23 protein-coding genes and 4 tRNA genes are annotated in these 21,352 nt (G+C 68.8%); 7 read left to right on the plus strand and 20 right to left on the minus strand.

Annotated elements, in window-relative coordinates; translation table 11 throughout:
* Positions 1-36: 36 nt before the first annotated feature.
* From AB0259_RS05130 to pdxS, 7 genes are all read right to left on the minus strand, one after another.
* Positions 37-486, minus strand: a complete 450-nt coding sequence (locus AB0259_RS05130; RefSeq protein WP_366220274.1) for a preprotein translocase subunit YajC — start codon at positions 484-486, stop codon at positions 37-39.
* A gap of 76 nt (positions 487-562) precedes the next feature.
* The gene (ruvB, locus tag AB0259_RS05135; protein ID WP_366220273.1) at positions 563-1,594 is read right to left on the minus strand and encodes a Holliday junction branch migration DNA helicase RuvB; all 1,032 of its coding nucleotides are present in this window, start codon (positions 1,592-1,594) and stop codon (positions 563-565) included.
* Entirely contained in the window at positions 1,587-2,198 is a 612-nt protein-coding gene (gene ruvA, locus AB0259_RS05140) for a Holliday junction branch migration protein RuvA (RefSeq protein WP_366220271.1), read from the minus strand. Before ruvA ends, ruvB begins: the two co-directional genes overlap by 8 nt.
* 77 nt (positions 2,199-2,275) lie before the next feature.
* Entirely contained in the window at positions 2,276-2,839 is a 564-nt protein-coding gene (gene ruvC, locus AB0259_RS05145; RefSeq protein ID WP_251580737.1) for a crossover junction endodeoxyribonuclease RuvC, read from the minus strand.
* 53 nt (positions 2,840-2,892) lie between these two features.
* On the minus strand, positions 2,893-3,657 hold the full coding sequence (locus AB0259_RS05150; RefSeq protein ID WP_366220269.1) for a YebC/PmpR family DNA-binding transcriptional regulator: 765 nt from the start codon (positions 3,655-3,657) through the stop codon (positions 2,893-2,895).
* Positions 3,658-3,715: 58 nt separating this feature from the next.
* Complete coding sequence (gene pdxT, locus AB0259_RS05155; protein ID WP_366220267.1) at positions 3,716-4,306, minus strand: pyridoxal 5'-phosphate synthase glutaminase subunit PdxT; 591 nt, start codon at positions 4,304-4,306, stop codon at positions 3,716-3,718.
* Positions 4,303-5,193 (minus strand): pyridoxal 5'-phosphate synthase lyase subunit PdxS, encoded by an 891-nt coding sequence (pdxS, locus tag AB0259_RS05160; RefSeq protein ID WP_366220265.1) that lies wholly within the window; start codon positions 5,191-5,193, stop codon positions 4,303-4,305. Before pdxS ends, pdxT begins: the two co-directional genes overlap by 4 nt.
* Positions 5,194-5,233: 40 nt before the next feature.
* Here pdxS and AB0259_RS05165 point away from each other — a divergent pair, with 40 nt between their 5' ends.
* Both AB0259_RS05165 and pdxY read left to right on the plus strand, forming a co-directional pair.
* A complete protein-coding gene (locus AB0259_RS05165; RefSeq protein WP_366220264.1) occupies positions 5,234-6,586 on the plus strand; it encodes an aminotransferase class I/II-fold pyridoxal phosphate-dependent enzyme in 1,353 nt (450 codons plus the stop codon).
* Positions 6,583-7,434, plus strand: coding sequence for a pyridoxal kinase PdxY (gene pdxY, locus AB0259_RS05170; RefSeq protein ID WP_366220262.1), 852 nt, complete (start codon positions 6,583-6,585; stop codon positions 7,432-7,434). The genes AB0259_RS05165 and pdxY overlap by 4 nt, the downstream gene beginning before the upstream one ends.
* Positions 7,435-7,455: 21 nt before the next feature.
* Here pdxY and AB0259_RS05175 read toward each other — a convergent pair whose 3' ends face one another.
* Together AB0259_RS05175 and thrS are read right to left on the minus strand one after the other, a co-directional pair.
* Positions 7,456-8,004, minus strand: coding sequence for an HIT domain-containing protein (locus AB0259_RS05175; RefSeq protein WP_366220261.1), 549 nt, complete (start codon positions 8,002-8,004; stop codon positions 7,456-7,458).
* Positions 8,001-10,010 carry a threonine--tRNA ligase gene (thrS, locus tag AB0259_RS05180; RefSeq protein ID WP_366220260.1) on the minus strand — a complete coding sequence of 670 codons (2,010 nt, stop codon included), beginning with the start codon at positions 10,008-10,010 and terminating at the stop codon, positions 8,001-8,003. Before thrS ends, AB0259_RS05175 begins: the two co-directional genes overlap by 4 nt.
* A gap of 154 nt (positions 10,011-10,164) precedes the next feature.
* Between thrS and AB0259_RS05185 the strand changes: the two genes are divergently transcribed.
* The gene (locus tag AB0259_RS05185; protein WP_366220258.1) at positions 10,165-11,331 is read left to right on the plus strand and encodes an SLC13 family permease; all 1,167 of its coding nucleotides are present in this window, start codon (positions 10,165-10,167) and stop codon (positions 11,329-11,331) included.
* Here AB0259_RS05185 and AB0259_RS05190 read toward each other — a convergent pair whose 3' ends face one another.
* Both AB0259_RS05190 and AB0259_RS05195 read right to left on the minus strand, forming a co-directional pair.
* The gene (locus tag AB0259_RS05190) at positions 11,332-11,988 is read right to left on the minus strand and encodes a DNA alkylation repair protein (protein WP_366220257.1); all 657 of its coding nucleotides are present in this window, start codon (positions 11,986-11,988) and stop codon (positions 11,332-11,334) included.
* A gap of 1 nt (position 11,989) precedes the next feature.
* Entirely contained in the window at positions 11,990-12,502 is a 513-nt protein-coding gene (locus tag AB0259_RS05195) for an ACT domain-containing protein (RefSeq protein WP_366220255.1), read from the minus strand.
* 76 nt (positions 12,503-12,578) lie between these two features.
* Here AB0259_RS05195 and AB0259_RS05200 point away from each other — a divergent pair, with 76 nt between their 5' ends.
* Entirely contained in the window at positions 12,579-13,622 is a 1,044-nt protein-coding gene (locus AB0259_RS05200; RefSeq protein ID WP_251580726.1) for an NAD(P)-dependent alcohol dehydrogenase, read from the plus strand.
* An 18-nt stretch (positions 13,623-13,640) separates the two neighbouring features.
* Here AB0259_RS05200 and AB0259_RS05205 read toward each other — a convergent pair whose 3' ends face one another.
* Positions 13,641-13,991: a YnfA family protein gene (locus tag AB0259_RS05205; protein ID WP_366220253.1), complete on the minus strand. Its 351-nt coding sequence runs from the start codon at positions 13,989-13,991 to the stop codon at positions 13,641-13,643.
* Positions 13,992-14,127: 136 nt separating this feature from the next.
* Here AB0259_RS05205 and AB0259_RS05210 point away from each other — a divergent pair, with 136 nt between their 5' ends.
* Together AB0259_RS05210 and AB0259_RS05215 are read left to right on the plus strand one after the other, a co-directional pair.
* Complete coding sequence (locus AB0259_RS05210; protein WP_366220251.1) at positions 14,128-14,442, plus strand: hypothetical protein; 315 nt, start codon at positions 14,128-14,130, stop codon at positions 14,440-14,442.
* A 545-nt stretch (positions 14,443-14,987) separates the two neighbouring features.
* Complete coding sequence (locus AB0259_RS05215) at positions 14,988-15,341, plus strand: YciI family protein (protein ID WP_366220250.1); 354 nt, start codon at positions 14,988-14,990, stop codon at positions 15,339-15,341.
* Between the two features lie 201 nt (positions 15,342-15,542).
* On the opposite strand, the gene AB0259_RS05220 is transcribed toward AB0259_RS05215, so the two are convergent.
* The 3 genes from AB0259_RS05220 to AB0259_RS05230 all read right to left on the minus strand — a co-directional run bounded on the left by AB0259_RS05220 (position 15,543) and on the right by AB0259_RS05230 (position 15,840).
* Positions 15,543-15,614: transfer RNA gene (locus AB0259_RS05220), tRNA-Val, on the minus strand.
* 25 nt (positions 15,615-15,639) lie between these two features.
* Positions 15,640-15,713 (minus strand) — tRNA-Cys (locus AB0259_RS05225).
* A gap of 55 nt (positions 15,714-15,768) precedes the next feature.
* Positions 15,769-15,840 (minus strand) — tRNA-Gly (locus AB0259_RS05230).
* A 159-nt stretch (positions 15,841-15,999) separates the two neighbouring features.
* Between AB0259_RS05230 and AB0259_RS05235 the strand changes: the two genes are divergently transcribed.
* A tRNA-Val gene (locus AB0259_RS05235) sits at positions 16,000-16,072 on the plus strand.
* 52 nt (positions 16,073-16,124) lie between these two features.
* Here AB0259_RS05235 and AB0259_RS05240 read toward each other — a convergent pair.
* From AB0259_RS05240 to zapE, 5 genes are all read right to left on the minus strand, one after another.
* Positions 16,125-16,877, minus strand: coding sequence for an MBL fold metallo-hydrolase (locus AB0259_RS05240; RefSeq protein ID WP_366220249.1), 753 nt, complete (start codon positions 16,875-16,877; stop codon positions 16,125-16,127).
* Complete coding sequence (locus AB0259_RS05245) at positions 16,874-17,320, minus strand: DUF6098 family protein (RefSeq protein WP_366220247.1); 447 nt, start codon at positions 17,318-17,320, stop codon at positions 16,874-16,876. Before AB0259_RS05245 ends, AB0259_RS05240 begins: the two co-directional genes overlap by 4 nt.
* A 100-nt stretch (positions 17,321-17,420) precedes the next feature.
* Positions 17,421-18,704, minus strand: coding sequence for an ABC transporter substrate-binding protein (locus tag AB0259_RS05250; RefSeq protein ID WP_366220246.1), 1,284 nt, complete (start codon positions 18,702-18,704; stop codon positions 17,421-17,423).
* Between the two features lie 168 nt (positions 18,705-18,872).
* Positions 18,873-20,141, minus strand: coding sequence for an ammonium transporter (locus AB0259_RS05255; protein ID WP_251580719.1), 1,269 nt, complete (start codon positions 20,139-20,141; stop codon positions 18,873-18,875).
* 166 nt (positions 20,142-20,307) lie between these two features.
* On the minus strand, positions 20,308-21,339 hold the full coding sequence (zapE, locus tag AB0259_RS05260; protein ID WP_251580718.1) for a cell division protein ZapE: 1,032 nt from the start codon (positions 21,337-21,339) through the stop codon (positions 20,308-20,310).
* Between the last annotated feature and the right edge of the window lie 13 nt (positions 21,340-21,352).

Raw genomic sequence — 21,352 nt, forward strand, 5'->3', positions numbered from 1 at the left:
AGGGAACTTTCGTGAGGGGCCGCCGGAGCGGGGAGGTCAGGCCTTGGGCTTGTCGTCCGTGTCGGGCGTGCCGTCGACGGGACGGATCTCCGCATCGGTCTCGTCGCGCGAGACGATCACGTCGTCGCCGGGAACCTGCTCGGTCTCATCGACCTCCGGCTCCTCTTCTTCGACGGCGCGCAGGATCGCCTGGCTGTGGACCTCGACGACCGTTCCCGGGGCGAGCTCGACGTGGGCGGGCTTGGAGAGGTCGGTCGGGTCGTACTCGACGATCGTGCCGTAAAGACCGCCCTGAAGAAGGACCTTCACGCCGGGCACCATCTGCAGGGCCTTCTTCTCCTGCTCCTCCTTCATCCGCTTCGTGCGACGACGCGAGCTGATGAACATGAAGACGAGCAGACCTGCCAGCAGGATGAGCAGGCCGTAGTCCGTGAAGAAGTTGCCTCCGGTTGCCTGCGTGGTGTTCTGCTGGGAGAGAAGCAACATGAACGGGTGTCCGCCTTTCGGGTGGGCACGCCGCAGCGATGCGGCGAAGAGGGTGGGAGGCCGAAGCCTTCAGCGATTATAGGTCATCGAGGGTCAGCGCCCCGTCGTGGCGGGGGATGCCCAGGTGAGCGTAGGCCTCGGGGGTCGCGACCCGACCACGGGGCGTGCGCCCCATGAACCCGATGCGGACGAGGTAGGGCTCGACGACGGACTCGATCGTGTCGGCCTCCTCCCCCACCGTGAACGCGAGGGTGTTGAGCCCGACGGGACCGCCGCGGAAGCGTCGGACCAACGCGTCGAGGACGGCGCGGTCGAGTCGGTCCAGCCCCAGGTCGTCGACGTCGTAGAGGTCGAGCGCCGCTGACACGTCCGTCGTGGTCGCCTGGGTCGACGACCCCCCGTGCACGACGACGTAGTCGCGCACCCGGCGGAGCAGCCGGTTCGCGATGCGCGGTGTGCCCCGCGACCGGCGCGCGATCTCCGCACGGGATGCCGCCGGCAGATCGACATCGAGCATCACCGCTGACCGGGCGATGACCTGCTCGAGTTCGATCGGCTCGTAGTACTCGAGGTGGGCGGTGAATCCGAAGCGGTCGCGCAGGGGGTTCGGCAGCAGCCCCGACCGCGTCGTGGCACCGACGAGCGTGAACGGTGCGAGATCGAGCGGGATGCTGGTGGCCCCGGCTCCCTTGCCGACCATGATGTCGACGCGGAAGTCCTCCATCGCGAGGTACAGCATCTCCTCGGCCGAGCGCGCCATGCGGTGGATCTCGTCGATGAAGAGCACCTCGCCGGGCACCAGGCTCGACAGAAGGGCCGCGAGGTCGCCCGCGTGCTGGATCGCCGGACCGCTCGACATCCGCAACGGACGCTCGCTCTCGTGCGCGACGATCATGGCGAGGGTGGTCTTGCCGAGACCCGGAGGCCCGGAGAGCAGGATGTGGTCCGCGGGCCGCTGCTGGATGCGAGCGGCGTCCAGCAGCAACTGGAGCTGTCCGCGCACCTTCATCTGGCCGATGAACTCGGCGAGCGATCCGGGGCGCAGCGCGCCTTCGACGGCGAGCTCGGTCTCGTCCTCGGGCAGACGCTGGTCGCGGGCGTCAGACACCGGTGCGCTCCGCCCGCGCCGGGCCGAGGTGGGCGAGCGCCAGCTTCAGCAGCGCCGGCACGGAGGCACCCCCCGGCGCCTCCGACAGCACGTTCTCCGCAGTGTCGCTCGCGACGCGCTCGCTCCATCCCAGGGCGACGAGCGCGGCGGTGAGCTGGACGCCGAGTCCCGGAGCCGCGGGCGCGCCCGGCGTCGTGCGGGTCGGCGCCGTGAGCTTGCCCGCGAGTTGCACGACGATCAGCTTCGCGGTCTTCGGGCCGATACCCGAGACACGACGGAAGGGAGCGTCGTCCTCGTCGGCGACCGCGCCGGCGATCTGATCGACCGTGAGCGCCGAGAGCACGCCGAGCGCGGACTTGGGACCCACCCCGGACACGCTCAGCAGGTGCCCGAACACGTCGAGCTCGGATCGGTCCTCGAACCCGAACAGCAGCATGGCGTCCTCGCGGACGATCATCGAGGTGTGGACGAAGACCTCGTCACCGAGGTGGAGCTGACGCGCGTGCTGCGCCGTCACGGCGACCGAGTACCCGACCCCGTGCACGTCGATGACGACCGAGTCCGGTTCGAGGTGCAGCACACGGCCGCGCAGCGAGGAGATCATGGGTCGAGCCTAGACGAGCGTTCGGACCTATGTTCGAGCGACACACCCGACACGGAGGACCCCCGCCGCGTCCGCCCTCAGCGACGCGACGCCTTCTCGGCGGCGGCCCACGCCCGCTGGGCCGGAGTGAGGGTCGCTGTCGCGGGCGCGGCGGACGCGCCGCGTCGCCAGGCGTGGCACAGGGCGAGCGCGAGGGCGTCGGCGGCATCCGCCGGCTGCGGCAGAGCGTCGAGCCGGAGCACGCGTGCCACCATCGTCTGCACCTGGAGCTTCTCGGCGTTGCCGTAGCCCGTGATCGCCGCCTTGACCTCCGAGGGTGTGTGGGTCGCGGCAGGCAGGCCGTGTTCGGCTGCGAGCAACAGGGCGATGCCGCTGGCCTGCGCCGTGCCCATCACGGTGCTGCGGTTCTGCTGGGCGAAGACGCGCTCGACCGCGAGCACGTCGGGACCGTGCTCGGCGATGACCGAGCGGATGCCCGCCGCGATGCTCGCCAGCCGCTGCTCGATCGGCGCATCCGGGGATGACCGCACGACACCGACGTGCACCAGCGACGCGGACCGGTCGGCGCGCACGTCGACGACCCCCACGCCGCAGCGGGTGAGTCCCGGGTCGACCCCGAGGACGCGAAGAGCGGATGCCACTCCCCCACGCTAGGCGGGAGGTGCGGCATCCGCTCGTCGGCGCGCCTGTGTCGTCAGTCCTCGTCGTCGGTCTCGAGCTCGGCCTGGACCTCCGACGTGAGGTCGAAGTTGGCGTACACGTTCTGCACGTCGTCGCTGTCCTCGAGTGCGTCGATGAGGCGGAAGATCTTGCGCGCGGTCTCGGCGTCGATCTCGACCTTGAGGTTCGGGACGAACTCGACGTCGGCCGAGTCGTATTCGATGCCGGCGTCGGTCAGCGCGGTGCGCACCGAGACGAGGTCGGATGCCTCGGTCACGACCTCGAAGCCTTCGGCGCGCGGCTCGATCTCCTCGGCGCCGGCCTCGAGGGCCGCCATCATGAGGTCGTCCTCGGTCGTCCCCTCGCCGGCGACGACGATGACGCCCTTGCGCGTGAAGTTGTAGGCGACGGAGCCGGGATCGGCGAGCGTGCCGCCGTTGCGGGTCAGCGCGGTGCGGACCTCCGCAGCGGCTCGGTTCTTGTTGTCGGTCAGACACTCCACCATGAGCGCCACGCCGTTGGGCCCGTAGGCCTCGTACATGATCGAGGTGTACTCGACCGACTCGCCGCCGATGCCTGCACCGCGCTTGATCGCGCGGTCGATGTTGTCCTTCGGGACCGACGTCTTCTTCGCCTTCAGGACGGCGTCGAACAGGGTGGGGTTGCCCTGCAGGTCGGCCCCGCCCAGCTTGGCGGCGACCTCGATGTTCTTGATGAGCTTCGCCCACGACTTCGCACGGCGGGCGTCGATGACGGCCTTCTTGTGCTTCGTGGTGGCCCACTTGGAATGTCCGCTCACGGGACTCCTCTCGGAAAAAGCGCAGGTGCCAGTCTACGACCGCGCCGACCGAGGGCCGCTACGCGTCACGGATGCTCGCCAGGAACATCTCGTGGAAACGCGTCTCGGCGTCGAGTTCCGGGTGGAAGGACAGACCGATGACTGCGCCCTGTCGGACGCCGACGACCCGCCCGTCCGACAGGGTGGCGATCGCCTCCGCGGCAGGTCCGACGTCTTCCACCACGGGGGCCCGGATGAAGGTCGCGCGCACCGTCGGCTCGCCGATCGACGGCACGTCCAGCTCCGTCTCGAACGACTCGACCTGACCACCGAAGGCATTCCGGCGCACCGTCACATCCAGACCGCCGAACGTCTGCTGCCCCTCGATCCCGTCGACGAGTCGGTCGGCGAGGAGGATGAGGCCGGCACACGTGCCGAGGACCGGCATCCCTGCATCGATCGCGGATCTCAACGGCTCACGCACGCCGAAGGCCCGTGAGAGCTTGTCGATGACGCTCGACTCGCCGCCGGGGAGCACGACCCCCTCGACCAGAGCGAGCTCCTCCGGCCGACGGATCGGGACGACGTCGGCGCCGAGCCCCCTGAGCACGCGGGTATGCTCCCGCACGTCGCCCTGAAGCGCGAGGACGCCGACGCGCGGCGCGGTCACCAGCCCCGCTCGGCGAGGCGGTGGGGCGCGGCCAGGTCGGACACGTTGATCCCGACCATCGCCTCACCCAGGCCGCGCGACACGTCCGCGATCACCTTCGGGTCGTCGTAGAACGTCGTCGCCTTCACGATCGCGGCTGCCCGCTCCGCAGGATTGCCGCTCTTGAAGATGCCGGAGCCCACGAACACCCCGTCGGCGCCGAGCTGCATCATCATGGCGGCATCCGCGGGCGTCGCCACACCGCCGGCGACGAAGAGGACGACGGGCAGGGCGCCCGTCTCCGCGACCTCGGCCACGAGCTCATACGGCGCCTGCAGCTCCTTGGCCGCGACGAACAGCTCGTCCTTGGGCAGGGCCGCGAGGGCGGCGATCTCGCCGCGGATCTTGCGGATGTGCTTCATCGCCTCCGAGACGTCGCCCGTGCCCGCTTCGCCCTTGGAGCGGATCATCGCAGCGCCCTCGGCGATGCGTCGCAGGGCCTCACCGAGGTTGGTCGCGCCGCAGACGAACGGAACCGTGAAGCCCCACTTGTCGATGTGGTTCACGTAATCAGCGGGCGAGAGCACTTCGGACTCGTCGATGTAGTCCACCCCGAGCTCCTGCAGCACCTGGGCCTCGACGAAATGCCCGATGCGCGCCTTCGCCATCACGGGGATCGAGACCGAGGCGATGATGTCGTCGATGAGGTCGGGGTCGCTCATGCGCGCGACACCGCCCTGGGCTCGGATGTCGGCCGGCACGCGCTCGAGCGCCATGACGGCGACGGCGCCGGCGTCCTCCGCGATCTTCGCCTGATCGGCGGTGACGACGTCCATGATGACGCCGCCCTTGAGCATCTCTGCGAGGCCGCGCTTGACGCGTGCGGTCCCCGTCGTGTTCGTTGGCATAGGCCAAAAGTTACCATGACTCGGACATAGACTCGTCCCTATGGCAGACGGTGTCCTGACGATCGGCGGCGAGACCGCTGCGGAGATCGCCGACAGCATCCGCGCCCTCATCGACCGGGGTGATCTCGCACCCGGGGACGCACTCCCCTCCGTCCGCGCGCTCGCCGAGATCGTCGGCGTCAACCGCAACACGGTCGTCGCCGCCTACCGTCAGCTCGCGGCCGCAGGGGCGGTCGAGACCGCGGGGCGCGCCGGCACGCGCGTCTCGCCGCGATCCGATCCGGCGCAGGAGGGCTTCGCGGCCGACACGGTCCTGCGCGACATCGGAACAGGCAACCCGGATCCGACGCTCATCCCGGACCCCTCGCACGCCCTGTCGAGCCTCGCGGGACGCCCGGTGCTCTACGGCGAGCCGACGATCGACCCGGATCTCTACGCGTGGGCGTCGCACTGGATCGGCACGGACCTCCCGGGACGCGACGACCTCCGCCTCACCATCACGGGTGGCGCCGTCGACGCGCTCGAGCGTCTCTTCGCCGACGCGTTGACCCGTGACGACGCCGTCGGGCTCGAGGACCCCTGCTTCCTTTCCGCGCTCCGCACGGTGCGGATCGGCGGGTACCGGCCGGTCCCCATCCCGGTCGATGAGCAGGGGATGACCGTCGCGGGCCTCCGTGCCGCGCTCGAGGCCGGTGTGCGCGCCATCGTCTGCACACCCCGCGCGCAGAATCCCACCGGCGTCAGCCTCACCGCCGAGCGCGCGGCGGAGCTGCGCGCGGTACTCGAGCGGCATCCGTACGTCCTCGTGATCGAGGACGACCACTTCTCCATGCTGTCGAGGGAGCCGTACCACTCGATCATCGGACCGAGCCACCATCGATGGGCCCTGATCCGATCCGTGTCGAAGTTCCTCGGTCCCGACATGTGCCTGGCCGTCACGGCGAGCGACTCCGAGACCGCGGAACGCCTCGCCCGCCGGCTCAGTCCCGGATCCACCTGGGTGAGCCACCTGCTGCAGCGCCTCGTGCTCACGCTCGTCTCCGACGACGCCGTGCTGACGCGGGTCCAGGACGCCGCGCGTCACTACCGGTCGCGCAACGAGGCCTTCGCGGCGGAATTGTCGCGCGTCGGTCTGCCGACGACCGCCGGTGACGGGCTGAGCGTCTGGGTGCCCCTCCCCGCACCGGCGCGCGCCGTGGCGGAGCAGCTCATGCGTCGCGGCTGGCTCGCCCGTCCCGGAGACGAGTTCGTCCTCGCCGACCAGGACGCGACCCATCGGCTGCGGCTGACCGTCCACGACCTGTCCGACCTCGACCTCGCGCGCCTGGCCGCCGATGTCGCCGCCTCGGCGCGAGCGATCGCGCCCTCACCGGAAGCGAGCACCGCCCCGTGAAGATCCTCTCCATCCAGTCCGCCGTCGCCTACGGGCACGTCGGGAACTCCGCCGCCGTGTTCCCCCTGCAACGCATCGGCGTCGAGGTGTACCCCGTCTACACCGTCAACTTCTCGAACCACACCGGGTACGGCGCGTGGCGCGGCCCGCTCATCAGCCCGCAGGACGTCGCCGATGTCATCACCGGGATCGAGGAACGCGGCGCGTTCGGCGAGATCGACGCAGTCCTCTCCGGCTACCAGGGCGGCGAGGGGATCGGCGACGTCATCCTCGACGCCGTCGCGCGAGTGAAGGCCGCGAACCCCTCCGCCATCTACGCGTGCGACCCCGTGATGGGCAATGCGAAGAGCGGATGCTTCGTGGCCCCCGCCATCCCGATCCTGCTCCGCGAGCGCGTCGTCCCCGCCGCGGACCTCATCACGCCGAACCAGTTCGAACTCGGTTTCCTCACCGGCACGGAGCCCTCCGACCTCGCGTCGACCCTCGAGTCGGTGGATGCGGCACGGGCCATGGGTCCGTCGACCGTGCTCGTCACGAGCGTCGAGCGACCCGACCGTCCCGAGGGCACGATCGAGATGCTCGCGGTCACCGACGACGGTGCGTGGATCGTCCGCACACCCCACATCCCGATGAAGGCGAACGGCTCGGGCGACGTCACAGCGGCACTGTTCACGGCGCACTTCCGCCGAAGCGGCGACGCGGCCGACGCCCTCGCGCGGACGACGTCGAGTGTTTTCGACCTGCTGCAGCAGACCTACGACGCCGGTTCGCGCGAGCTGCAGCTCATCGAGGCCCAGGAGGCCTACGCCCACCCGCGCATGCAGTTCGAGGTCACGCAGGTCCGCTGACGAGGCTGGACGGCCGGCTCGTCAGATGACGGGCCAGCCGTCGGCCACGGCCTGCCGAACCTCGCCGAGCAACTGCGGCAGCGCCTTCGTCTTGGCGATGATCGGGAAGAAGTTCGCGTCCGTCGCCCAGCGCGGCACGACATGCTGGTGCAGGTGCTCGGCCACACCGGCGCCGGCGACCGTGCCCTGATTCATGCCGAGGTTGAACCCGTCGCACTTCGCGACCGTCCGCAGCACTCTCATCGCCACCTGGGTCAGCGCGCCGATCTCGGCGACCTCCTCCGGGGTCGCGTCGTCGTACGTCGCGAAGTGACGGTACGGGCAGACCAGCAGGTGTCCCGAGTTGTACGGGAACAGGTTCAGAAGGACGTAGGCGGTCTCGCCGCGCGCGACGATGAGGCCTTCGTCGTCGGTCTTCCCCGGAGCAGCGCAGAACGGGCAGTCGTGCTTCAGCGGCTCGGGGCCCGCCTGGATGTACGCCATCCGATGCGGCGTCCACAGTCGCTGGAACTCGTCAGGCACGCCTGCCAGCTCGGCGGAGTCCTCGACCCGGCGGTTGTCGTCCGTCATGTCAGGTCCGCGGCGGTGTTGACGAGGGTGTGGTCCGCGATCGCCGCGACGATCTTGTCGATCGCCTCGTCGACGGGGATGCCGTTGGTCTGGGAGCCGTCGCGGAATCGGAACGAGACGGTGCCGGCCGACCGGTCCTGCTCTCCCGCGATCAGCTGCACCGGCACCTTCTGGGTGGTGTGCGTGCGGATCTTCTTCTGCATGCGGTCGTCGGAGTGGTCGACCTCGGCTCGCACGCCCCGCGCACGCAGCCGACCGACGATCTCGTCGAGGTATTCGCCGTACTGCTCGGCGACGGGGATGCCCACGACCTGCACCGGAGAGAGCCACACGGGGAACGCCCCTGCGTAGTGCTCGAGCAGGATCGCGAAGAAGCGCTCGATCGAACCGAACAGGGCCCGGTGGATCATGATCGGGCGGTGCTTCTCGCCATCCGGTCCGGTGTACTCGAGCCCGAAGCGCTCGGGCAGGTTCGGGTCGACCTGCACCGTCGACAGCTGCCAGGTGCGTCCGATCGCATCCTTCGTCTTCAGGTCGATCTTCGGGCCGTAGAAGGCCGCCTCGCCGGGAACCTCCGTCAGCTTCAGACCACTCGCGAGGGCGACGTTGCGGAGCGCATCGGTCGAGTACTGCCAGAACTCGTCGCTCCCGATCCACTTCTCCTTCTCGTCGTCACGCATCGACAGCTCGAGCTCGAAGTCCTCGAGACCGAAGTCGCGGAGCATCGAGATGACGAACTCGAGGACACGGGTCGCCTCCGCCTCCAGCTGGTCGGGAGTCACGAACAGGTGCGAGTCGTCCTGGGTGAACCCGCGAACGCGGGTGAGCCCGTGCAGGGCACCGGAGAGTTCGTTGCGATATACGGTGCCGTTCTCGGCGAACCGGAGGGGCAGGTCCCGGTAGCTGCGCGCACGCTCCTTGTAGATGAGGATGTGCATCGGGCAGTTCATGGGCTTCAGGTAGTAGTCCTGGCCCTGCTTGGTGACGTTCCCGTCGGCATCCCTCTCCTCGTCCATGACGATCGGAGGGAACATGCCGTCCTTATAGGTCACGAGGTGGTTCGAGGTGAGGAACAGGTCCTCCTTCGAGATGTGCGGGGTGTACACGTAGGTGTACCCGCCCTCGATGTGGCGGCGGCGCGCATGCTGCTCCATCTCACCGCGGACCACACCGCCACGGGGGTGCCAGACGCTCAGGCCCGAGCCGATCTCGTCAGGGAACGAGAAGAGGTCGAGTTCCTTGCCGAGCTTGCGGTGATCGCGCTTGGCGGCCTCCTCCAGGCGGTGCTGGTAGGCCCGCAGCTCGTCCTTCGACGGCCACGCAGTGCCGTAGATGCGCTGCAGCTGCGGGTTCTTCTCGCTGCCGCGCCAGTAGGCGCCGGCCATCCGGGTCAGATCCCATCCGTTGCCGACCATCCGCGTGTTCGGGACATGCGGTCCGCGGCAGAGATCCTTCCACGCGGTCTCGCCGTCCCGGGTGACGTTGTCGTAGATCGTGAGCTCACCCGCGCCGACTTCGACGGACGCGCCCTCGGCTGCCTCCTTCGTGCCGCCCTTGAGCCCGATGAGCTCGAGCTTGAACGGCTCGTCGGCGAGCTCAGCGCGCGCCTCGTCGTCGGTGACGACACGACGGACGAAGCGCTGCCCCTCGCGGACGATGCGCTCCATCTCCTTCTTGATGGCCTTGAGGTCCTCCGGAGTGAACGGCTCCTCGACACCGAAGTCGTAGTAGAAGCCGTCGGTGACCGGCGGACCGATGCCGAGATTCGCCTGGGGGCGCACGCGCTGCACGGCCTGCGCGAGGATGTGGGCCGTCGAGTGGCGCAGGATGTTCAGCCCGTCGGGGCTCGACACGGTGACCGGCTCCACGCCCTGAAGCGTGTCCACGACCGTGGCGAGGTCCTTCAGCTCGCCGTCGACGCGCAGGGCGACGACGGAGCGGTCGGGGAACAGGGCGAAACCGTCGGCGGGGAGGGCGACGTCCGCCGGGGCGATCGGATCAGACAAGGAGGATCTCCAGAAGGTGGCTCGGATCGAGGTGACTCAGCTTCGAGCGCTGTACGCGCTCCGCCCGCTCAGGCCCGCGGCGTTCGCGTGCCGGTGATGTGGGACACCCGGCTGTTCTGCATCCTGCGAGTCTACTGGCCCGCCAGGAGGGGCGATGATGGATGCCGTGAAGCTCGCTCTCGCGGGGGTCGTCCTGCTCGTGGGCGCGATCGTCGCCGCCGCCACCGGCATCCTGCCTCTCTCAGACCTCGGCACCGTCGCCGAGCGCGTCCTGCCGATCCTCGCGTTCGTCGTCGCCGTGACGGTGGTGGCCGAGCTCGCCGCCAAGGCCGGGGTGTTCGACGTGACGGCGTCCTGGCTCGCACGACTGTCCCGGGGCCGCACCGCCGTCCTGTGGCTCCTCGTCGTCGCCCTCGCGATCGTCACCACCGCTTTCCTCTCGCTCGACACGACGGCGGTGCTCCTCACCCCCGTCGTGATCGCCGCCGCCCGCGCGAACGGCCTCCCACCCCTCCCCTTCGCCCTCACCACCGTGTGGCTCGCGAACACGGCGTCCCTCCTGCTGCCGGTGTCGAATCTCACGAACCTGCTCGCCCTGGCGCGGATGCCGGGTGCCGCCGATCCGGCATCGTTCGTCCTCCTGCTGGGCCCGTCAGCGGCCGTCGCCGTCCTCGTCACCGTCGCCCTCCTGTGGGCCTTCCACCGGCGCTCGCTGCTCGGCACCTTCCCGGTCGCGCCGCCGCCACGGGTGAGCGACCGCCTGCAACTCATCGCGGCATCCGTCATCGTCGTCGCCCTGCTGCCGCTCCTGGTCAGCGGGGTCGAGCCGTGGATCCCCGCGACAGCGGCCGCGCTCGCGCTGATCGGACTGTTCGCGTGGCGCTCGCCGAAGGCGCTCGGGCTCCGACTGGTGCCGTGGTCGCTGCTCGTCTTCGCGGCGGGGTTGTTCTCGGCGGTGGCCGCCCTCGAGGCGTGGGGCTCGGGGCAGGTCGCCACGGCGGTCGCCGGTGCCGGGTCGCAGCCTTTCGACCTGCTGCGGATGTCAGGGACGGCGCTCGTGACCGCGAACGCCCTCGACAACCTGCCGGCGTACCTCCTCCTCGAATCCGCCGCCGGAACGCCGGAGCGGCTCGCGGCGCTGCTGATCGGTGTCAACGCCGGGCCGCTGATCACCCCGTGGGCGTCTCTGGCCACGCTGCTGTGGCACCAACGGCTCGTCGCCGCAGGCATACACCTCCCGTGGCGCCGATTCGTCGTATGGGGGCTCGTCGGGGCCCCGCTCGTGGTCGCCGCCGCCACGGTCCCGCTGCTGCTGCGCTGATCAGAGGTGCTTCAACGCCTCGCGGCGGCTGAGCGGGCTGAGCGCGTGCGCCGACACGTACGCCGACACCCACTCCGGGTAGGCCCGCGCGGCGTCTCGGAGGGCCCACCCGATCGCTTTCCGGATGAAGAACTCAGGGTCGTGGAGGTTCTGCTCCAAGACATCCGACAGAAGGCGGAGATCAGTCCGCTCGCGGCGACCGAGCTGACTGAGGACGGCGAGGCGTCGCAGCCACAGCTCCTCGCTCACGCACCACCCGCGTACGAGCGCCTCACCGTCACGCGGATGCTCGTCGAGGAGCTCCCGGATGCGCCCGCTCAGCTCGTCGGTGATGTCCCACCAGCGCCCCGTCCGCACCATGTGTTCGACGAGCGGCACGATCCGAAGGTCCGCGCGAGCGGGCGGGACGGCGAGCAGCATCATGGCCGCGTACCGCTCCTCGCGATGGGATGCCGCATCCCACAGCTCCCTCGCGTCGGCGAGGACGCGCGCGGCATCGGCTTCCCCCGCGACCGCGGCGCGTGCGATCCGACGGGTCTCCGGGACGCGCACCCCGAGAAACGGGAGGGTCGACTTCATGTAGGCCTCCTGGCCGGCGGCCCGCTCCGGATCTGCGGCGGCTCGCAGCCGCGCACGGATCTCGTCGAGGTGGAGCACGTCAGGCGACGGTGAGGTCCACCTGGATCTCGCCGGCGAGCTCCTCCAGCGCGGCCGTCACCGGTGCGGCATCCGCCCCGGCCGGCACGCGGAACGCGACAATCGCCTCGAACAGCGTCCCACCCGCCATGGGCGCGTCGAGCGTGCGACTGCGGAACGTGTCGATGCTGAGCGCGTGCGCGGCGATCGCCGCCGTCACGTCGCGGACGATCCCGGGGCGGTCGTTGCCGAGAACCGTGACCTCCATCGACCGCTCGACAGGCTCCCGTGCGGCGGCGAGTCGCCCGCCGTGGACGGTGACGCGCAGCATCCCGTCGAGTCCTTCGAGCGCCGCGACGAGATCCGCTTCGCGGTCGTCGTCGATGGAGACGAGCACGATGCCGGCGAAGGCCCCTGCCAGCTCGGCGAGTTCACTGCGCTCCCAGTTGCCGCCGGAGGCCGAGACCTGCTCGGCGAGAGCGTTGACGAGACCGGGACGGTCGTCACCGACGACAGTGAGGACGAGGTGGGCCATGGCGGGATCCTATCGCCCGGGTCGCCGGCCCGCAGGGGCCTGCCGCGGGGGGTCCGTAAGGCGTAGCGTGCCGCACATGAAGGCACTTCAATACACGCGCATAGGTTCCCACCCCGAGGTCGTCGAGATCGAGAAGCCGGTGCCCGGGCCGGGTCAGGTGTTGCTCAAGGTCACCGCAGCGGGAGTCTGTCACTCGGACGAGTTCGTGATGGGTCTCAGCGAGGAGGAGTACACCGCCGCCGGGTACCCGCTGCCGTTGACGCTCGGGCATGAGGGAGCGGGGATCGTGGAGGAACTCGGCGAGGGCGTCGAGCACCTGCAGATCGGGGACGCCGTCGCCGTCTACGGACCCTGGGGATGCGGGCGGTGCCGCAACTGTGCGCAGGGCAAGGAGAACTACTGCACGAACGCGCAGGCCGAGGGCATCATGCCTCCCGGCCTGGGAGCCCCGGGGTCGATGGCGGAGTACATGATCGTCGACAGCGCGCGTCACCTCGTGCCGCTCGGAGACCTCGACCCCGTGAGGAACGTCTCGCTGACGGATGCCGGTCTGACCCCGTATCACGCCATCAAGACCTCCTTGCCGAAGCTGGGCGCCGGCACGACCGCTGTCGTGATCGGGACGGGCGGTCTCGGCCACGTCGCGATCCAGATCCTGCGCGCGGTGTCGGCGACGACGGTCATCGCGCTGGACGTGAACGACGAGAAGCTGGCGCTGGCGCGCGAGGTCGGCGCGCACCACGCCGTCCTGAGTGACGACCGCGCAGTCGACGCCATCCGCGACCTCACCGGCGGGCTCGGCGCGAACGCGGTGTTCGACTTCGTGGGTGCGGAACCCACCATCGCCACGGCGGTCGCCGCCGCGGCCGTCGACGCCGACGTCACCATCGTCGGGATCGGCGGGGGCACCGCCCACGTCGGCTTCGGATCCATTGCGTATGACGCCGCCTTGCGAATCCCGTACTGGGGCTCGCGCAGCGAGCTGATCGAGGTGCTCGAGCTCGCCCGGTCGGGTCAGGTGTCCGTCGAGGTGCAGCGTTACTCCCTCGACGACGGCCCTGCGGCCTACGAGGCGCTCGCCGACGGAAAGGTCCGGGGACGCGCGGTCATCGTCCCCTGAGACCTCCCGGGGTCGCGGTCATCCGTCGACGGCGTCGGTCACCACCGGCGCGAAGATGATGATTGCGGCCCCGATCAGGGTGACACCCGAGCCGACGTAGTCCCAGACGGTGGGCCGGAGGCCGTCGACCACGATCCCCCAGGCGAGCGACCCGGCGACGAACACTCCCCCGTACGCCGCGAGCACGCGTCCGAAATGCGCATCGGGTTGCAGCGCGGCGGCGAAGCCGTAGGCACCCAGCGCGACGATCCCGAGCAGCGCGAGCCACCAGCCGCGGTTCTCGCGCACCGCCTGCCAGATGAGCCACGCACCGCCGATCTCAGCGACGGCGGCGAGCACGAAGAGGACAATGATCCGCGCGGTGGTCATGCCCGCATTCTCTCAGCGGGCTATGACGACCATATGACACGTCCGGATGCTGCACAGAGAAGCTGCACACGGATGAGATGATGAGCGTGGAGACCGCAGCTCCGCCCTTTTGTACGCCTCGACCAGGGTCGGTTCCATGGGACTCCTCGCCTACAACAGCACGACGCGATTCGACATCGACGATCGCACTCTCGCTCACCTCGAAGCCGTCATCTACGCGAAGCTCCGGCGGGGTGAGGCGTTCCTCTTCACCTGGTCTCGTGCCGCGGGTGAAGGCGCGGGCCGCACGACCGTTTGGATGAACCGCGCTTCGAGCCTCGCGTTCCGCCGGCGCAGCGACACCCGCATCGCGCTGAACCACGCGTGGGTCGAGCGGCTCATGTCCGCCGCCAACTCCCCTGCCGGCCTCCACGAGGTACCTGAGTCGGAGACGGTCGCTGCCGCCGGCTGACCCCCGGGGGCAGGTGATCTTTTCCCGCCATTCGGTCGGACCGCCGGCACGCGCGACCGCGCGCGCAGTGGTCAAGAACGATATTTCGACACGGTCAAGGACTCAACGCTCCTTCGCCTGCGGATCGAAGAGGGCATCTCGATCACGCGGTCGATCCTCGAGGACGACCCATCACCGCCAGCCATTCAGCCTCAACACAGTTTCATGCACCCGCATTGGTCTAGCGTGTTGACTATGTCTTCGGGGGAACGACACAGGGGTTCGGTGGTCCGCGCGATGGTGGATGGCGGCGACGCGACATGGGCGTCCGTTTTACACGCAACCTCCATGGATCCATCGATCCCTCTGCTCACAGCGCTTGCGATCATCGGGGTGCTGCTCATCCGCGCGGAGCGGGCCCGTCGCCGCGACTAGGCCCCGACGGGAGCAAGACGCTTCGATCCCTCCGATCCGCGCTCACAATCGTGCCCAGAGGCCGGCCGCAGGTTCTCGCTATGGATTCGCCGGGGCAGGGCTGTCACAGTAGCTGCACGAAGGGTGCTCACATGAAGACGACGCTTCTCATGCGTTCGGACGGCAGCTACAGCGGCAGCGGTTCCGCGGCGGACTATGAGGCTTGGGTGACGTACACAGACTCGCTCAAGGCAGCGGGCGTGTACGTGGCCTCAGGTCAATTCGAGGATGGAACCGGTCGTTCGATCGTGACCGACCTTGCAAGAGGTCCGGCCAGCGCCACGTCCTCGACGGACTCCGTGACCGACCACCAGGACACGGTCGTCGGTTACTACCTGATCGAGTGCGCCGACGCAGACGAAGCGGCACGGCACGCGCGGCGCGCTCCCCTCTATGGAGCTGTCCAGATCCTGCCCTCCAGGCAATGTGACCGCCATGCCCATTGACCCATTTGCGGACGGCCGAGCCGAGCGGCCCCGCAAGCGAATCGGCTTGACGTAGCCGACGCCACCGGCTTCGTTGACGTTTCGTTCCGGGGACAGCGGAGCGAACACACAATCTGCACGATGTTCCGAATCGGCCCCCGCACCCACCTTCACGGCCGCCCTCGGAAAACAAAAACCCCCGGATGACCGGGGGTTTGTCTGTGCGCGATACTGGGATCGAACCAGTGACCTCTTCCGTGTCAGGGAAGCGCGCTACCGCTGCGCCAATCGCGCCTGTGAAGGCTGTTGAGTTGTGGAGTGGAGGTGGCGACGGGATTCGAACCCGTGTGGACGGCTTTGCAGGCCGCTGCCTAGCCACTCGGCCACGCCACCGTGTGTGGTTTGACCCACGTGACGCGATCTCCCCGGAGGAAGATCCCCACACTCGAGCGGATGACGAGATTCGAACTCGCGACCCTCACCTTGGCAAGGTGATGCGCTACCACTGCGCTACATCCGCATTTCGTTCCGGATCTCTCCGGCACTCGTTAAACATTAGACGATTCCGGCGCCAGCGCAAAACCGAGCACGCCCCGCGCGTGTCACCCGAGTGGGCGTCCAGCGGTTCGGCTGGAGCCTCGGGATCCGGTATGCTCGGACATCGGCCCGAGTGTCATTCGGGCGATTGGCGCAGTTGGTAGCGCGCTTCCTTCACACGGAAGAGGTCGTCGGTTCGAGTCCGGCATCGCCCACCGAACAAGCCCCGGCAGGTCTCAGACCACCGGGGCTTCGCTCTTGTCCGGATCAGTGTGGACCGACGACCCGGGCCCGTCGAGCAGCTGAGGCGATCCCCGAGATCCACGGGTCCCCATGCCCCGTCAGCACCACGCCCGCCTCGGTCGCCTCGAGCGCGTCGAGGGAGCGCAGCGCGGTCGCTGCATCCTTCGTCGCCGCATTCGCGACGATCTGCGGACCGCGCTTGCCGGTATACGGATCCAGCGTGACGAGCGCGTCGCCCGACAGCAGGACGCCACGCGTCGCAAAGAAGAAGGCGCAGTGCCCATCGGTGTGACCAGGTGTGTGCACAACGCTGGGACGGCCAGGCACGTCCAGGACTCCGCGGGACGGAATGGACGACTCCGCCTCCACGCCGCGCACGGCCAGCGCGCCCGCCGCGGCCATCCGACCGATCACAGGAAGCCCGCCGGGGTGGGTGAGGAGATACGGGATCCGAGCGACCGACGGACGATAACGGTACGGATGCCGCGCCAGCCGACGATCCCCCGGGTGAACACGCACGGGGACCCCCGTCGCCCGCAGTCCGCGGGCGAGCCCGACGTGGTCGAAGTGCGCGTGCGTGAGGAGGACGGCATCTATGTCGCGGCGTCGCAGGCCCAGGTCGCCCAGGAGGGCGTCGAGGACCTTCCCCGTCGCCGGCAGTCCGGCGTCCACGAGTGTCACGCCGTCGGCATCCCGGATCACGTAGCAGTTCGTGGCCGCCACTGTCATCCGGAAGAAGCCGGGACGATCCTCGACCCAGTGCGTCGAGGTCCTCATCCCTCCGGCCCCCGACCCGCGTCGAACTCGCCGCGGTAGCGGTCCTCCGCTTCCTGCAGCAGTTGCTCGTCGAGGATCGCGACCGCTTCGGGATCCGAAAGCAGCGGCTCACAGTCGGGACCCCGACCGGCGAACTCACCCCGCAGGATCCACGCGAAGCGGTCCGGGTTCTCGTCCTGCAGGTGCCGATACTGCGACAGCTGGCGCGCGAGCCAATCCTCGAGCGGGCGGGTCCACCAGCCTTCGGCGTCCAGCGGATTGGCCGAGAGTCCCGGCAATCGGAGCCCGCTCTCGGCGTCGATGCTCGTGCGCTCCGCATCCTGCCCGGGCCCTTCGGACCATCGCACGTGAAGGCCTGGGCTGGAACGCACCAGTGCGGCGAGTTCGGCCAGGCGGTGGATGACGAGCAGGGTGGAGGTGGGACGATCGGCGGCCGCGGACATGCGACGCAACGTACGGATCGGCGTGCACCGCCCGGAGGGCCTTGACATCGCCGGTACGCGCCGTCGCCGTGTCGACGGCGCGGACCGGCGATGCAGTTCCTCAGTTGGCGAGGATCACCTCCGCCTCGGCGAAGAACTCGCTCACCGCGGCATCCACGGTCTTCGTTCCGAGGCCGAGCTCCTTTCCGAGATCCCAGAACTTCTGCTCGAGGGAGCCGTAGCCCACCACGGCCGCCGGGGGCGCGTCACCGATGCGGTCCGACACGGACTCGATGTAGTCGGCGACCTGCTGGTCCGGGCCCTCGAGCGTCGCACCCTCGAGCTTGCTGGTGGATGCCGGGAACCCCAGGGTGGTGCCGAAGATCTCACCCGCTTCGGGGCTGTTGACCACGTAGTCGAGGAACAGGGCGGCGGCTTCGGGGTGCTCGGTGCGCGAGGAGATCGCAACCTGAAGACCACCCTGCCGGTACAGGTCCTTCGCACCGGGCTCCGCGGTCGGCGGGGCGACGATCGCGATGGACGACGCTCCCGAATCCGCGAGGTAGCCGCCCAGGAAGTTGCTCCAACTCATCTCCGAGATCGTGCGTGTCGCCCCGAAGCCGGAGACCGGACTGATCTCCTCGAGCTGTTGCTGCGGGATGGTCACTCCGTCCCGCAGACCCGCCCCCGACTGCCAGAAGTCGCTCAACTCCTCCTCGGTGAAGCCGAGCTCGCCCTCCGGTGTGTAGAGCGATTTGCCTGCCGCGCGCAGCTGGAGCTCGAATACCTGGATGCGCTGCGTGTAATCGGTGCCACCGAACGGGTCGCCCCCTGTCTTCTCGGTGACCTCCGCAAGCCAGTCGTCGAACTCCTCGAAGCTCGAACCCGCCTCTGGAAGGTCGAGCCCCTGCGCGTCGAGCAGATCCTGGTTCACGAAGTTCGCCCACAGGCTGTACCCGGTCGGGAGCGAGTACTGCACGCCCTCCAGGCGGCCCGTGCCCAGGAGCGAATCCTCGAACGTCGTGAAGTCGATCTGGTCAGCGACTTCGGCCAGGTCGAGGATCGCGCCGCTCTCGCCGTACTGACGGAGGTAGCTGTCGGAGAACTGGAAGACGTCCGGAAGACTGCCGCTCGCCGCCTCGACCTGCCGCTGCTCCCAATAGCTCGGGAAGTCCGTGAACGTCGTCTTCACCGTGATGTTCGGGTACTCCTCGTTGAACGCCGCGATGAGCTCGTTGTACCGAGCGGCACGGTCGTCGTTCCCCCACCATGCGAAGTCGAGGGACACCTTCTCGTCCGGGTCGTATTCTGCCTGCTCACCGGAGCCGGCGGAGCCGCACCCGGTCAGGATCAGGACGAACGCGGTGGCGGCGCCCCAGACTGTGGTCGTGCGGATGCGGGACATCCTCGTCCTCTCTCGTCCTCCATCGGACGCGTCGACATGCGCAGGAAAGCGCTTCCCCGCCAACCTAGGGCCGACGGCGCCCACGCGCAAGGATCGTGTCGCGACGCGACGAAGGGGGCGCCGCGGATAATCCGCGACGCCCCCTTCGGGACGATCAGATCGTCGTGATCACTCCTTGGCGTCGGCCAGGACGTAGCCAGCCTCACCGTGCACGACCGTGTCGATACCGGCGATCTCATCCTCGTTCTTGACGCGGAAGCCGATCGTCTTCTCGATCGCGAACCCGATGATGTACGCCAGAACGAACGAGTAGATCAGCACCGCGAAGGCGGCGATGGCCTGGACGATCAGCTGCGAGGCATCCCCACCCATGAACAGGCCGGTGCCGCGGGCGAAGAACCCGAGGTACAGCGTCCCGATGAGACCACCGACCAGGTGGATGCCGACCACATCGAGGGAGTCGTCGAATCCGAGCTTGAACTTCAGCTCGATCGCGAGGGCGCAGACGGCACCGGCGATGAGGCCGAGGACGATCGCCCAGATCGGGTCGAGCGATCCGCAGGCGGGGGTGATCGCGACGAGGCCCGCGACCGCACCCGACGCCGCGCCGACGGACGTCGGCTTGCCGTCCTTGATCTTCTCCACGAGAAGCCACGCGAGAAGAGCAGCGGCGGGAGCGGCGATGGTGTTCACGAAGGCCAGGGCAGCGGTGTTGTCCGCGGCGAGCTCGGAGCCCGCGTTGAAACCGAACCAGCCGAACCAGAGGAGCCCCGCGCCGAGGAGGACGAACGGCGGGTTGTGCGGGACGTGCACACCCTTCTGGAAGCCGACGCGCTTGCCCAGGACCAGAGCCAGCGCGAGAGCAGCAGCACCCGCGTTGATGTGCACAGCCGTTCCACCGGCGAAGTCGATCGCACCGACGCCGAACACGTCCTGCAGACCGTGGGTGATCCAGCCGCCGTACGCGAACGATCCGTCCTCGGCGAGGCCGAAGTTGAACACCCAGCTGGCGACCGGGAAGTAGACGACCGTGGCCCAGACGGCCGCGAAGATCATCCATGCACCGAACTTGGCGCGGTCGGCGATCGCACCGGAGACGAGGGCGACCGTGATGATCGCGAATGTGGCCTGGAAGGCGACGAACGCCAGCGGCGGGTATCCGGCGCCCTCAGCGGGCTCGAGGACGTTGGTGAGTCCGGTGGCGCCCCAGTCGATCGTCCACGGGGCCAACGTGCCCTCAGCGCCCGGGAATGCGATCGCGTAGCCGTAGAGAACCCACAGGACGCCGATGAGGCCGAGCGCACCGAACGACATCATCATCATGCTGATGACGCTCTTCGCCTTGACGAGTCCGCCGTAGAAGAACGCCAGACCGGGAGTCATCAGCAGGACTAGTGCCGCCGCGATGAGTATGAATGCGGTGTTGCCTTGATCCATCTCGAAAGGGAACCTCTCTGCAGGGACGCAGGTGTAGCGTCGGGTGTCCCCAGTGTCGACGCGCCCAGTTTCGCCGGGCGGTCCATCTGTGTTTCGCGCTGGTTACGAGCGGGTCGGGCAGGTAAACATCAGGTTTCCCGGCTCTGCGAGTGAGGCGTGATGCGCCTTATGAGTGGGTGAGAGCCACCAGGCGGGAGACGGCGCGGAGGTACTTCTTGCGGTATCCGCCGGCGAGCATGTCCTCGCGGAACACGGAATCGAGCGACGCGCCGGTGGCGCGGATCGGGATCTGCGCGTCGTATGCGCGGTCGACGAACGCCACGAAGCGCAGGGCGGCGGACTGGTCGTCGAATCCGACCACGTTTCGCAGACCGATGGTCCCGATCCCCTCGATGAGGCGGATGTACCGCGACGGATGCACGGAGGCGAGGTGCCGGATGAAGGCGCCGAAGTCGTCATCGGACACGAGAGCGGATGCCGCGGCATCCGTCATCGCGCTCTCGTAGGCGGCGTCGTCGAGGACGACCGCGTGACCGTCGACGGCGCGCTGCCGGTAGTCCGTGCCGTCGATCCGGATGGTCTGGAAGTGTTCGGCCATCGCATGGATCTCGCGGAGGAAGTCCTGCGCGGCGAACCGCCCCTCCCCCAGTGCGTTCGGCGGCGTGTTCGAGGTCGCGGCGAGCTTCGTGCCGGTGGGGACGAGTTCCGCGATGAGTCGCGTCATGACCATCGTGTCGCCCGGATCGTCGAGCTCGAACTCGTCGATGCACAGCAGGTCCGCGCCGCGGAAGAGTTCGACGGTCTTCTGGTAGCCGAGCGCGCCGACGAGCGCCGTGTACTCGATGAAGGAGCCGAAGTATTTCCGGCGGGCCGGCATCGCGTGGTAGATCGCCGCGAGCAGGTGGGTCTTTCCGACGCCGAAGCCGCCGTCGAGGTAGACGCCCGGCTTCATGGGCGCCTCGCGCTTGGCGCGCCGGAAGAATCCACCCCGGGCGGCAAGCGCGCGCCGGCCCGAGCTGAAGACCTCGAGCAGGTCCTTGGCCGCCTGCTGCGACGGGTACGCGTCGTCTGCACGGTAGGTCGCGAAAGTCGCCTCGTCGAACTGCGGCGGGGGCACGAGCGCGGCGACCATCTCGGCGCCGCTCACCTTTGGATCGCGTTCGCTCAGGTGCGTGGTTCCGGAGGAGGTGAGGGGCACGCGATCAGCCTAG

This window comes from Microbacterium sp. NPDC080005, assembly GCF_040702445.1.
Taxonomy (GTDB): Bacteria; Actinomycetota; Actinomycetes; order Actinomycetales; family Microbacteriaceae; genus Microbacterium; species Microbacterium oleivorans_D.